This window comes from Streptomyces sp. NPDC046887 (assembly GCF_040644755.1).
In the GTDB taxonomy this organism is placed as follows: domain Bacteria; phylum Actinomycetota; class Actinomycetes; order Streptomycetales; family Streptomycetaceae; genus Streptomyces; species Streptomyces lichenis.
On record NZ_JBEYXH010000032.1, the window covers coordinates 76425 to 89073 of the forward strand.

Annotated in this window: 14 protein-coding genes; 12 read left to right on the top strand and 2 right to left on the bottom strand. The window is 74.1% G+C overall.

The window, feature by feature from the left end:
- Positions 1-42: 42 nt before the first annotated feature.
- Positions 43-876, bottom strand: coding sequence for a methyltransferase domain-containing protein (locus tag ABZ945_RS25015; RefSeq protein ID WP_361273515.1), 834 nt, complete (start codon positions 874-876; stop codon positions 43-45).
- A gap of 1078 nt (positions 877-1954) precedes the next feature.
- Here ABZ945_RS25015 and ABZ945_RS25020 point away from each other — a divergent pair.
- The 12 genes from ABZ945_RS25020 (at position 1955) to ABZ945_RS25075 (ending at position 11125) form a co-directional block, all read left to right on the top strand.
- Positions 1955-3352: an NAD(P)/FAD-dependent oxidoreductase gene (locus tag ABZ945_RS25020; protein WP_361273547.1), complete on the top strand. Its 1398-nt coding sequence runs from the start codon at positions 1955-1957 to the stop codon at positions 3350-3352.
- A gap of 1 nt (position 3353) precedes the next feature.
- On the top strand, positions 3354-5210 hold the full coding sequence (locus ABZ945_RS25025; RefSeq protein WP_361273518.1) for a transketolase: 1857 nt from the start codon (positions 3354-3356) through the stop codon (positions 5208-5210).
- Between the two features lie 241 nt (positions 5211-5451).
- Complete coding sequence (gene ligD, locus ABZ945_RS25030) at positions 5452-6315, top strand: non-homologous end-joining DNA ligase (RefSeq protein ID WP_361273550.1); 864 nt, start codon at positions 5452-5454, stop codon at positions 6313-6315.
- Between the two features lie 394 nt (positions 6316-6709).
- The gene (locus ABZ945_RS25035) at positions 6710-7012 is read left to right on the top strand and encodes a gas vesicle protein (protein ID WP_248635407.1); all 303 of its coding nucleotides are present in this window, start codon (positions 6710-6712) and stop codon (positions 7010-7012) included.
- 14 nt (positions 7013-7026) lie between these two features.
- Positions 7027-7431, top strand: a complete 405-nt coding sequence (locus ABZ945_RS25040; RefSeq protein WP_361273520.1) for a gas vesicle structural protein GvpA — start codon at positions 7027-7029, stop codon at positions 7429-7431.
- Positions 7428-8153: a GvpL/GvpF family gas vesicle protein gene (locus ABZ945_RS25045; protein WP_361273523.1), complete on the top strand. Its 726-nt coding sequence runs from the start codon at positions 7428-7430 to the stop codon at positions 8151-8153. The genes ABZ945_RS25040 and ABZ945_RS25045 overlap by 4 nt, the downstream gene beginning before the upstream one ends.
- A 6-nt stretch (positions 8154-8159) precedes the next feature.
- Positions 8160-8396: a gas vesicle protein GvpG gene (locus ABZ945_RS25050; protein WP_248635251.1), complete on the top strand. Its 237-nt coding sequence runs from the start codon at positions 8160-8162 to the stop codon at positions 8394-8396.
- Entirely contained in the window at positions 8393-8734 is a 342-nt protein-coding gene (locus ABZ945_RS25055; protein ID WP_248635252.1) for a gas vesicle protein, read from the top strand. The genes ABZ945_RS25050 and ABZ945_RS25055 overlap by 4 nt, the downstream gene beginning before the upstream one ends.
- On the top strand, positions 8731-9645 hold the full coding sequence (locus ABZ945_RS25060; protein ID WP_361273527.1) for a GvpL/GvpF family gas vesicle protein: 915 nt from the start codon (positions 8731-8733) through the stop codon (positions 9643-9645). The genes ABZ945_RS25055 and ABZ945_RS25060 overlap by 4 nt, the downstream gene beginning before the upstream one ends.
- On the top strand, positions 9642-9854 hold the full coding sequence (locus tag ABZ945_RS25065) for a gas vesicle protein (RefSeq protein WP_361273530.1): 213 nt from the start codon (positions 9642-9644) through the stop codon (positions 9852-9854). Before ABZ945_RS25060 ends, ABZ945_RS25065 begins: the two co-directional genes overlap by 4 nt.
- A complete protein-coding gene (locus ABZ945_RS25070; RefSeq protein ID WP_361273533.1) occupies positions 9854-10174 on the top strand; it encodes a gas vesicle protein K in 321 nt (106 codons plus the stop codon). The genes ABZ945_RS25065 and ABZ945_RS25070 overlap by 1 nt, the downstream gene beginning before the upstream one ends.
- A gap of 210 nt (positions 10175-10384) precedes the next feature.
- Complete coding sequence (locus ABZ945_RS25075) at positions 10385-11125, top strand: hypothetical protein (RefSeq protein WP_361273553.1); 741 nt, start codon at positions 10385-10387, stop codon at positions 11123-11125.
- A gap of 69 nt (positions 11126-11194) precedes the next feature.
- Here the strand turns inward: ABZ945_RS25075 and ABZ945_RS25080 are convergent, their stop codons facing one another.
- A complete protein-coding gene (locus ABZ945_RS25080) occupies positions 11195-12592 on the bottom strand; it encodes a phosphatase PAP2 family protein (protein WP_361273536.1) in 1398 nt (465 codons plus the stop codon).
- Positions 12593-12649: the final 57 nt, after the last annotated feature.

Consider the following 12649-nt stretch of genomic DNA (forward strand, 5'->3'; position numbering starts at 1 on the left):
TGGGGATGACCTTGCCGGGTGGGGTGCGGTGCGGTCAGAAGGTCAGGCCCGGCAGAGCACCTCGCCGTGCGGCACCGCGAACCAGGCGTCCTCGGCCCGCCCCCACTCCCGCCAGCCCTCGGCGATCTCCGCCAGCAGGGCGGGCGAGGCGTGCCCGCCCGCCATGGCCCGCTCGGCGTAGGACGAGGAGACCATACGGTCCGCCCACAGCCCGCTCCACCAGCTCCGCTCCTCCGGGGTGGCGAAGCACCAGGCCGAGGAGGTGGCCGTGACGTCGGTGAAGCCGGCCCGGCGCGCCCAGGACAGCAGCCGCCGCCCCGCGTCCGGCTCGCCGCCGTTGGCCCGGGCGACCCGCCGGTACAGCCCCAGCCAGCCGTCCAGCGCCGGCGGCTCGGGGAACCAGGCAAAAGCCGCGTAGTCGGAGTCCCGGGCGGCCACCACCCCGCCGGGCCGGCACACCCGCCGCATCTCCGCCAGGGCGCGCACCGGGTCGCCCACATGCTGGAGCACCTGGTGGGCGTGGACCACGTCGAAGGAGCCGTCCGGGAAGGGCAGCGCGTGCACATCGGCGACCCGGAAGTCGACGGCCTCCTCCAGCCCCCGCCCCCGTACCTCGGCGCGCGCCTGCTCCAGCACGGCGTCCGCCGCGTCGACCCCGGTGACCCGGCCGCCCGGGGCGACCAGCGCGGCCAGGTCGGCGGTGATGGTGCCGGGCCCGCAGCCCACGTCCAGCACCCGCAGCCCGGGCCGGAGTTCGGCCAGCAGATAGCCGGCCGAGTTGGCGGCCGTACGCCAGCGGTGCGAGCGCAGCACCGACTCATGGTGCCCGTGGGTGTAGACGGCCCGCTCGGATGTGCGGGCGGCGGCATCACTCATGGCGTACTCCCGGGGTCGGTCGATCCAGTGGTGGGGTGCGGCCCAGCGTAGGGCCGTCCTCCATATGGCGAGATGGGCGTCTCATTGAGTGATACGTACGGGGGTGGGGGTGATGGGGGAGGGGTCCGGTGCGCCCGGACTGCGGGCGTTTGGGGTGCGGGCTCAGGGGCACCGGGAAGGTCCGCCGGGCTGCCAGTCCGGCGGAAGTGTGCGCACCACGGACATGCCGCGCGGGACACCGCTCCAGGGTTCCCGGGATACCGCCCGGAGGGCCCGGAAACTGCCCGGGTCCGGAGGTCTGCCGGGACGCGGCCCTGGATCCGTCCGGGGCAGCGGTCCCGCACGGTCCGGGGCAACGACCCCCAGGGCGACGGGACACCGTCCCCGGGGGGCCGGTGTCACCGCCCCGGAGACGTCCGGGACGGGCCGCCCTGGAACGTCAGGGACACGCCCTGGGAGAGTCCAGGGCCACCGCACCGGTACGTCCGGGACGGGCCCCGGCAAGCACGTCCGGAGCAGCGCGGAACGTCCGGGGTCACCGCCCCGGGAGGCCCGTGGACGCGCTCACCGGCACGGACCCGGCAGGACAGGCACAGGCCCGCAGGCCTGCCGCAGGTCCCGGCAAGCCCGGCGGGTACGACCGGCCCCGCCGGGTACCCGCGCGCACCAGGAACACCGCAGCACCCCGTCAGACCGCACCAAGACAGACCGCACCAAGACAGACCGCACCAAGACAGGCCGTACCGGAGCCGCCGCACCAAGACCGCCGCATCAGAGCAGGACGCCCCTGGAGAGTCCGCGCCAGAGCAGACCGCACCAAGCCGCAGCAAGCAGACCGCACCGAGCAGACCGCACCAAGCCGCAGCAGCCAGAACAGAGCACCTCAGAACAGAGCACCTCAGAGCAGACCGCACTAAAGCACACCGCACCAAAGCACACCGCACCAGGACAACCGCACGATCACGCTGGAGGCCCCGTGACCCCGTCCGTCAGCCCGTCCGGCCCGACCACCCCGGCCGGCCGTACCGGCCCCGCCCGGTCCGGACCCTCCGGCGGCCCCCGCAGGCGCCCGCGGGTGGTGATCGTGGGAGCCGGGTTCGCCGGCTACCAGACCGCCCGCCACCTCAGCCGCACCCTGCGCGGCCGCGCCGAGATCGTCCTGCTCAACCCCACCGACTACTTCCTCTATCTGCCGCTGCTGCCGCAGGTCACCGCCGGGGTGCTGGAGGCCAGGCGGGTCACCGTCTCGCTGCCCGGCACCCTGCGCCAGGTGCGGCTGGTGCTCGGCCAGGCCGAGCGGGTGGACCTGGCCGCGCGCACCGTCCACTACAGCGACCCCGAGGGCGGCGAGGGCGAGCTGACCTACGACCGGCTGGTGCTCGCCGTCGGCAGCGTCAGCAAGCTGCTGCCCATCCCGGGCGTCGCCGAGCACGCCACCGGCTTCCGCGGGCTGCCCGAGGCGCTGTACCTGCGCGACCACATCACCCGCCAGATCGAGCTGGCCGGTTACTGCGGAGACCCCGCCGAGTGCGCCGCCCGCTCCACCTTCGTGGTCGTGGGCGCCGGCTACACCGGCACCGAACTGGCCGCCCACGGCAAGATGTTCACCGACGCGCTGGTACGCAAGCAGCCCGGCTGGCCGCGCGGCGTCAAGCCCCGCTGGCTGCTGCTCGACGTGGCCGACCGGGTCCTGCCCGGGCTGAGCGAACGCCTCGCCAAGACCGCCGACGAGGTGCTGCGCGAGCGCGGGGTGGACGTCCGGGTGAAGACCTCCGTGAAGGAGTCCACCCAGGACGGCGTGCTGCTGGACACCGGGGAGTTCATCGACACCCGCACCCTCATCTGGTGCGTCGGCGTCCGCCCCGACCCGCTCGTCTCCCAGCTCGACCTGCCCACCGAGAAGGGCCGGCTGGTGGTCACCCCGCAGCTCGGCGTGCCCGGCCACCCGGAGGTCTTCGCCTGCGGTGACGCCGCCGCCGTGCCGGACCTGACCCGGCCCGGCGAGTTCACCGCGATGACCGCCCAGCACGCCTCCCGCCAGGGCAAGGTGGCCGCCCGCAATGTGGCCGCCTCCCTCGGCCTGGGCACGCCGGTCGCCTACCGCCACAACGACCTGGGCTTCGCGGTGGACCTCGGCGGGGTGAAGGCGGCCGCCAACCCGATGGGCGTACCGCTGTCCGGGCCGGTCGCCGGTGCCGTCACCCGCGGGTACCACCTGGCCGCCATGCCCGGCAACCGGGTGCGGGTCGCCGCCGACTGGCTGCTGGACGCGGCACTGCCCCGCCAGGCCGTCCAGCTCGGGCTGCTGCGCTCCTGGCAGGTCCCGCTGGACACCGCCTCGCCCGAACTCGTGCACACCCCGAGCGCGCCGGGCACCTCCGGCACCTCCAGCGCCCACGACAGCTCCGGCACGTCCGGAAAGGCATCCGGGGACACCTCCGGGAACACCTCCGGAAACACCTTCGGAAAGGAGTGACATGCACTACGAAGAACTGGCCGAACTCGGACAGCAGCTGAGGGTGGACGCGGTCCGCGCCGCCGACGCCGCCGGCTCCGGCCACCCGACGTCCTCGATGTCGGCGGCCGACCTCGGCGCGGTGCTCCTCGCCCACCATCTGCGGTTCGACTTCGACCACCCCGAGCACCCCGGCAACGACCGGTTCGTGCTCTCCAAGGGGCACGCCTCCCCGCTGCTGTACGCGATGTACAAGGCGGCCGGGGCGATCGGCGACGACGAGCTGCTGACCTTCCGCGAGCTCGGCAGCCGGCTGGAGGGGCACCCCACGCCCCGGCTGCCGTGGGTGGACAGCGCCACCGGCTCGCTCGGCCAGGGCCTGCCCGTCGGCGTGGGGATCGCGCTGGCCGGCAAGCGGCTGGACGAGATCCCGTACCGGGTCTATGTGCTCTCCGGCGACAGCGAGATGGCCGAGGGCTCGGTCTGGGAGGCCGCCGAGGCCGCCTCGTACCACCAGCTGGACAACCTCACCCTCATCGTGGACGTCAACCGGCTCGGTCAGCGCGGCCCCACCCGCGAGGGCCACGACCTGGACGCCTACGCCCGGCGGCTGCACGCCTTCGGCTGGCACACCATCGAGGTGGACGGGCACGACGTGGAGGACGTGGACCGGGCCTTCGCCGAGGCGCGCTCCACCATCCGCCAGCCCACCGCCATCCTGGCCCGCACCCTCAAGGGCAAGGGCGTCAAGGCGGTGGAGGACCAGGAGGGCTTCCACGGCAAGCCGATCAAGGACGCCGAGGCCGCGATCGCCGAGCTGGGCGGCCCGCGTGACCTCCATGTGGAGGTGCGGGGGCCCGAGCAGGGCGTCAGCCAGTCCACCCTGGGCGGGAAGTCCGGCGGCGAGATCGAGCTGCCGCGCTATGACATCGGCGACGAGGTGGCCACCCGTACCGCCTACGGGCACGCCCTGGAGGCCCTGGGCACGGCCCGCGCCGACGTGGTGGCGCTGGACGGCGAGGTCGGCGACTCCACCCGTACCGAGTTCTTCGCCAAGGCCCACCCCGACCGGCACTTCGAGAGCTTCATCGCCGAGCAGCAGATGGTCGCCTCCGCGGTCGGCCTCCAGAGCCGCGGCTACCTCCCGTACGCCTGCTCCTTCGCCGCCTTCCTCACCCGGGCGCACGACTTCCTGCGGATGGCCGCGGTCAGCCAGGCCGGGATCAACATGGTCGGCTCGCACGCCGGGGTCGCCATCGGCCCGGACGGCCCCTCCCAGATGGGCCTGGAGGACCTGGCGATGTTCCGGTCCCTCCACGGCAGCACCGTGCTCTACCCGAGCGACGCCAACCAGACCGCCAAGCTGATCGCCACCATGGCCGACCTGGACGGCATCCGCTATCTGCGCACCTCGCGCGGCGACACCCCGGTGATCTACGGCCCGGACGAGACCTTCCCGGTCGGCGGCAGCAAGGTGCTGCGCACCCATGGCGACGACGACCGGGCGACCATCGTGGCGGCCGGGGTCACCGTGCACGAGGCGCTGAAGGCGGCCGACACCCTGGAGGAGTACGGCATCCCGGTCCGGGTCATCGACCTGTACTCGCTCAAGCCGGTGGACAAGGACACCCTGAACGACGCGGCCGCCGCCACCGGCTGCCTGCTCACCGTGGAGGACCACCACCCGGAGGGCGGGATCGGCGACGCGGTCGCCGAGGCCTTCGCGGACGGCCGCCCGGCGCCCCGGCTGACCCGCCTCGCGGTACGGAACCTCCCGGCCTCGGCCTCCCCCGAGGAGCAGCTGCACGCCGCGGGCATCGACGCCGAGGCGATCACCGCCGCGGTGAGGCTGCTGGTGGAGCGGGTCGTCACGCCCTGAGGCCGCCGGCTTCCGCCGTGGGCGCCGGCCCCGAACCTCTCACGGGGGGTTCGGGGCCGGCGCGCGCCCGCCGGGCGTGGCAGCCCGTCCGCGCGGGTACCCGGCGGCGGTGAACGCCCGCAGCAGCACCGGCACCCGGACCGGCCCGCACACCCGTACCGGATCCGGCTCCGACACCGGCCCCCATACCCGTACCGGCTCCCGCGCCCCGGCCCGTACCGTCCGGGCGGGCCGCCGGAGCGTGGAGGTGCACCGGCCGGACAAGGTCCTTTTTCCCGAGGACGGCCTCACCAAGGCTGACCTGGCCGACTACCACCGCTCGGTCGCCCGCTATCTGCTGCCCCAGCTGCGCGGCCGACCGCTGATGCTGGAGCGCCACCCCGACGGCATCGACGGGCCCCGCTTCATGCAGAAGGACACCCCCGAGCACTATCCGGACTGGGTGCGCCGGGTGGAGGTGGCGAAGGAGGGCGGCACGGTCGTGCACACGGTCGCCGAGGACACCGCCACCCTGGTCCTCCTCGCCGACCAGGCCGCCGTCACCCTGCACCGCTGGCAGTCCCGGGCCGACCGCCTGGACCACCCCGACCGGATGGTCTTCGACCTCGACCCGCCCACCGACGACTTCGCCGCGGTCCGCCGGGCCGCGCACCAGCTGCGCGAGCTGCTGGACTCCCTCGGGCTGCCTTCCCTGCCGATGACCACCGGCTCCAAGGGCGTGCACATCATCGTGGCGCTGGACGGCCGCTGTGACCATGACGAGGTACGGGGCTTCGCCCGCGCGGTCGCCGACACCCTGGCCGAGGCGCACCCCGAGGAGCTGACCACCGCCGCCCGCAAGGACGCCCGCGGTGGCCGGCTCTATCTGGACGTCCAGCGCAACGGCTACGCGCAGACCGCCGTCGCCCCCTACTCGGTGCGCGCGCGGCCCGGCGCCCCGGTGGCCACCCCGCTGACCTGGGCGCAGCTGGACGAGCCGGAGACCCACGCCCGCCGCTGGACCGTGCACAACGTGCTGGAGCAGGCCCGCGCCCGCCCCTGGGGTCCGGCGCCCCGGGGCCGCTCGCTGGCCCCGGCCCGCCGCAAGCTGGACACACTGCGCTGAGGGCGGTGTCCGGGCCGGAAACGGGGGCAATCGATCACCCGTCCGGGTCGTTTCGGATCAAGCGTGGGCCAAGGGTTTGCGAGGCCATGGTCCGGCAACCAGAGGGAACGAGGCTTCCATGGCAGACACATCAGAAGAATCCCAGGCATCCGGCAGAGACCGGGACGACACCGACGAGGGCGACACCCCGGAAGAGGAGGGCGCCCGCAAACCGGCGGCGAAGAAGACCGCCGCCCGCAAGACCGCCGCCCGCAAGACGACTGCTCGGAAGACCACGGCTCGCAAGAGCACCACCGGCAGCGGGGGCGGCACCAGCCGTACGAGGAAGAGCACCGCCGGCTCCACACGGTCCGCGGCCCGGGACGAGGACGCGGAACGGGACGAGCCGGAGGAGATCGAGGAGAACGAGGAGGCTCCGGAACCGGAGCCCCGCAAGAAGCCCAAGAAGGCCATGCAGATCGTCCGCGAGGCCGCCGCCCAGCTCAACGAGATGACCGGGCTGGAGGCCGAGTCGGTGTCCTCCTTCGAGCGCACCGACGACGGCTGGACGGTGCACGTCGAGGTGCTGGAGCTGGCCCGGGTCCCCGAGACCATGAGCCTGCTCGCCACCTATCTGGTGCAGCTCGACGAGGACGGCGATCTGACCGGATACAAGCGCGTCCGCCGCTATGAGCGCGGCCGGGCGGACCGCTCCTAGGGAGGGAGAACGACATGTCAGTGGTTCCCGCACAGCAGAGCGGCGGCGGAGGCGGCAGCAGCGGCCTCTACGACGTCCTGGAACTGGTTCTCGACCGGGGCCTGGTGATCGACGCGTTCGTCCGGGTCTCCCTGGTCGGCATCGAGATCCTGAAGATCGATGTCCGGGTGGTCGTGGCGAGTGTCGACACCTACCTCCGCTTCGCCGAGGCCTGCAACCGCCTCGACCTGGAGTCCGGGCGCAAGGCCCCGGCCCAGCTCCCCGACATCGTGGAGGGCCTGACCGAGGGCGGCGCCCGCGGCAAGTCCAAGGGGGCGCTCTCCGGAGCCGCCGAGACCATATCCGGCGCCCTGAAGTCCGGCTCGTCCGAGCGCAGCGGCAGCCGCACGTCCCGCAAGAAGGAGGAGGAGACGGAGTGAGCACCTATGTCTACGGGATCGCGCGCAGTTCGCACCCCGGTCTGCCGGAGAAGATCGGCGGCGTCGGGGAGCCGGCGCAGGCCGTGCGGGTCCTGACCCGGGGCGACCTGGTGGCGCTGGTCAGCGACGCGCCCGACAACCTGCGCCCCAAGCGGCGCGATCTGCTGGCCCACCAGAACGTGCTGGCCGAGGCCGGCGCCGGGGGCGCGGTGCTCCCCATGCGGTTCGGCGGCGTCTCGCCCGACGACGACACCGTGCTGTCGGTGCTCGGCGAGCGCGAGGCCCACTACCTGGAGCGGCTGGACGCGCTGGACAACAAGGTCGAGTACAACGTCAAGGCCAGCCACGACGAGGAGTCCGTCCTCCACCAGGTGCTCGCCGACGACCCCGACCTGCGGGCGCTCAGCGAGGCCAACCGGGCCTCCGGCGGCGGCAGTTACGACCAGAAGCTGGCGCTCGGCGAGCGGGTGGTGGCCGCCGTGCAGCAGCGCGAGGCACGCGACGCCGTCCTGGTCCAGCAGGCCCTGGAGGCCACCGCGGCCGACGTCAAGCCCGGACCGGAGAGCGGCGGCTGGCTCGCCAACATCTCCTTCCTGGTGGACCGGGACCGCTCGGACGCCTTCGTCAACGCGGTGGACGAGCTGAAGCAGGCCAACCCGCACCTGGTCCTCACCGTCAACGGGCCGCTGCCGCCGTACAGCTTCGTCGAATCGGAAGGGTGATCCCGCATGGGCCTGCTGGGAGAACTGCTGCTCCTGCCGGCGGCGCCCGCGCGCGGCACCGTCTGGGTGCTGCGCCAGGTGATGGCGGAGGCAGAGCGGCAGTACTACGACCCCTCCGCCATCCAGCGTGAACTCGCCCGGCTCTCCGACCGGCTGGACGCCGGGGAGATCACCGAGGAGGAGTTCGACCGGCTTGAGGACGATCTCCTCGACCGGCTTGAGAAGGGACCCCCGAACCGATGACCATGCCCGCCCCGCGGCCCTCCGCTTCGATGGCCTACCAGCCGGACGGCGGCGGCGCCAACCTCGCCGACATCCTCGAACGCGTCCTGGACAAGGGCGTGGTGATCGCCGGCGACATCAAGATCAACCTGCTGGACATCGAGCTGCTGACCATCAAGCTCCGGCTGGTGGTCGCCTCGGTGGAGCGCGCCAAGGAGATGGGCATCGACTGGTGGGAGAGCGACCCCTCGCTCTCCTCCCGTGCCCGCCAGGGTGAACTGGCTCGGGAGAACGCCGAGTTGCAGCGGCGCATCGCCGAACTGGAAGAGCGCGCCGAACTGGAGGAGCGCAACGCATGAGCACCGCCGCCCCCGACCTGCGGTATGTCTACGCGGTCACCCGGCCCTTCGACGGCGTCCCGCCGGAGGGCGTCCGGGGCATCTCCGGGCAGCCGCCGAAGCTGGTGCGCCACGGCGACCTGGTCGCCGTGGTGGACCCGGTGTCGGCCGCCGACTTCGAGGAGGGGCCGCTCAAGGCCCGCCTGGAGGACCTGGACTGGCTCGCCGCCACCGCCCGCGCCCATGACGCGGTGATCGCCGCGCTGGCCACGGTCACCTGCCCGGTGCCGCTGCGGCTGGCCACCGTCTGCCGCGACGACAGCGGGGTGCGGCGGCTGCTGGAGGAGGGCGGCGAGCGCTTCGAGCGCGCCCTCGCCCGGCTGGACGGCCGGATGGAGTGGGGCGTCAAGGTGTACGCGGAGCAGCCCGCGCCGCAGGCCGAGGCGGCGCCCGAGCGGGCCCCGGCCGGCGGCGGTCAGGCCCGCGGCAGCGGCCGGGACTATCTGCGCCGGCGGATGGAGGCGCGCCGCAGCCGGGAGGCCGACTGGGGCCGGGCCGACGCGCTGAGCCGCCGGCTGCACGCCGAGCTGTCCGCGCAGGCCGAGGCGGCCGCCCTGCACCGCCCCCAGGACGCCAAGCTCTCCGGGGCCCCCGGGGTGAACGTGCTGAACGCGGCCTACCTGGTGGACCGGTCCCGCGGCCAGGAGTTCGCCGACCTGGTCCAGGGCTACGCCGAGGAGGGCGTCCAGGTCCGGCTGACCGGGCCCTGGGTCCCGTACTCCTTCGCCGGCATCGGCGAGGAGGAGCAGTCGGGCGCCGGTGGTACGGAGCCCGAGCCGGGCCCGAGTGCGGCGCCGGCCGACGGTGGTGCGCGACCGGCCGCCGGTGACGGTGGCGGCGACGGGGCCGGTCCCGAGGCGGTACGCCGATGAGCGCGCCCGTGGGACCGGTGTCAGCCTCCCCGCTCGCCGAGCGCCGGATCGCCCTGGTCGACCTGCTGGACCGGCTGCTGGCCGGCGGGGTGGTGCTGACCGGCGACCTGACCCTGAGCATCGCCGACGTGGACCTGGTCCGGGTCGACCTCAGGGCGCTGATCAGCTCGGTCAACGAGAACGTGCCCTCCCCGTTCGAGGTGCGCTGATGCGTGACGCCGAACCCCCGTACGAGCCGTTCGACGAGCAGCCGGACCCCACCGGCAAGCGCCGGGTGGAACTCGACCCGGACACGATCGAGCGCGACCTCGCCCGGCTGGTGCTCACCGTCATCGAACTGCTGCGCCAGCTCATGGAGCGCCAGGCGCTGCGGCGGGTCGAGGGCGGCACCCTCAGCGAGGACCAGGAGGAGCGCATCGGGCTCACCCTGATGCTGCTGGAGGACCGGATGGAGCTGCTGCGCAGCCGCTTCGGCCTGAAGCCCGAGGACCTCAACATCGACCTCGGCCCGCTGGGGCCGCTGCTCTGACCCCCCCGTTCAGCGGAAGTACCGTGAGCCCCGGCCGTCCCCGGCCGGGGCTCACGTCGTCCCCGGGCACCGGGTACGGACACCGGGGGAACTTCCCGCGCGTCGGCCCGGCCCGGCGCGCGAGCCCGGGCGGATCAGCAGATCATCGCTTCCGTGGCCGCCCGTCCCCGCCGCACGGCCGCCGGCAACGTCAAGGAAAGGCCCTCCGCCATGCCCGTCGTCAACAGCGCAGGTCGCCTGGTGCTCGCCGTCGCGGTGGGGGCCGGACTCCTCGTCGGCGGCTGCGCCGAGCCACCGCGTCCACCCGCCGCCGCGGTGCGCCCGCCCGCTCCGGCGGCCGGCCCGCCGCGCCCCGCCCCCGCGCAGATCCCCGGCCTGGGGCCCGCCACCCGATCCCGTATCCCCTCCGGCAGCAGCCAGGCCGTGGTGGTCACCGGCGACGGCCCGGACTCCCCGCAGTCCACCGTCGTCCTCTACGAACGCGACCCGGCGGCCGGCTGGCGGGCGGTCAGCCAGTCCTGGCCCGCCCACAACGCGCTGCGCGGCTGGAGTGCCAACCACCGCGCCGGCGACCTGCGCAGCCCCATCGGGGTGTACACGCTGAGCGACGCGGGCGGCCGGCTGCCCGACCCGGGCACCCGGATGCCGTACGACCAGACCGAGTACTTCAACATGCCCGGCACCGGCTTCCTCGGCGAACCGCTGGAGGGCTCCTTCGACTACGTGGTGGCCATCGACTACAACCGGGTCCCCGGCAACACCCCGCTGGACAAGCGGCGCCCGCTCGGCGACGGCGCGGGCGGCGGGGTGTGGATCCATGTGGACCACGGCGGCCCCACCAAGGCCTGCGTCTCCATGGACGAGGAGGACCTGCGGCAGCTGCTGGTCGCCCTGGACCCGGCGCGCGCCCCGGTGATCGTGATGGGCGACGCGGGCACCCTGGGGCGCTAGGGACAACCCGTACACGCACGAAGGCGCCGCGTCCCCCGTCGATCGGGGGAGCGGCGCCTCGGCGGTAGGTCACAGCTGCGGGCGGTAGACCGCCAGCGCCTCGTCCTCCTTGTCGAGCAGCAGCTCCGCGGGCGCCTCGGTGACCTCGCCGTCGTAGGCGAGCGGGGTCCCGGGAGCCAGCCCGGAGATCCTGAAGCGGCGTAGCTTCTCGGCGGCGTGCACCGGTGACTTGCTCAGCGGACCGGCCAGCGCCGCCGCGGTCAGCCGCAGCCCCGGCAGCCGGCCGCCGTGCACCACCCGTACGTCCAGCAGCCCGTCCGCCAGGTCGTAGCGGCGGCCCGGGGTCGGCCCCATCCGCCGGTAGACGCAGTTGCCCGCGAACAGCAGCCACAGCGGCCGGTGCTCGCCGCCGACCTCGGCCTCCAGCGGATGCCGTCCGCGCAGCACCCGCAGTGCCGCCAGTACCCCCGCCGACCAGCCGCCGATCCGGGGCGACCAGCGCTCCCGCCGCCGGACCAGCTCCGGGTAGACGCCCAGGCTGAAGGTGTTGAGGAAGTAGCCGTGCTCCGCCCCGTCCGGGCCGGGGGAGAAGCGCCCGAGGTCCACCCGGACCGCGTCCCCTGCGGCCAGCGCCCGGCAGGTGTCGTGCACCGACTCGATGCCCAGGTCATAGGCGAAGTGGTTGAGCGTGCCGCCGGGGAAGACCGCCAGCGGCACCGTGTGCTTGGCGGCGACCGCCGCCGCCCGGTTGACCGTGCCGTCCCCGCCGAGCACGCCCAGCGCCCGGAAGCCGCCGTCGGCGGCGGCCTTCTCCAGGGTCTCGGACACCTCGTCCGGCTCGACCTCCATCACCCGGGCCAGCGGCAGGGCGTCACGCACCAGCGCCGCCGCCTCCGAGGAGCCGGACGCCCGGTTGGCGACCACCACCAGCCCGTCGCCGCCGGGCAGCGCGGGCACATCGGCGTGCGGCCGCCCCGGCGCGGGCAGCTGGTCGCGGGTCGGCACCATCCCCCGTACCGCGAAGGCGCACCCCACCCCGAGCGCCGCCCCCACCAGGACGTCGCTCGGATAGTGCACCCCGGTGTACACCCGGGACAGCGCCACCGCCGCGGCCACCGGCGCCACCGCGGCGCCCCAGCCCCGGGACTCCAGCAGCACCCCGGTGGCGAAGGCCGCCGCCGAGGCGGAGTGGCCGGACGGGAAGGAGGTGGTGATCGGCTGCCTCTTCAGCTGCCGCATCAGCGGAACGCTGTCCAGCACCGGCCGGTTGCGCCGCACCGAGCGCTTGGCCACCGTGTTGACCGCCGCCGAGGCCAGCGCCAGCGACGCCGCCCCGCGCACCGCCGCCCGCCGGGAGCGGGTGCCGCGGCCCAGCAGGGCCATCCCGGCCGCCGTGCCGAACCAGAGCAGCCCGTGGTTGGCGCTGCGGTCTGGACAACTCAGCAGTCCCCAGGGTGTGGACGGCACTTTGACCACTTTCTTGTGGACGAGGCCGTGACCCGATCGTCTAATCGAACGCCCCGG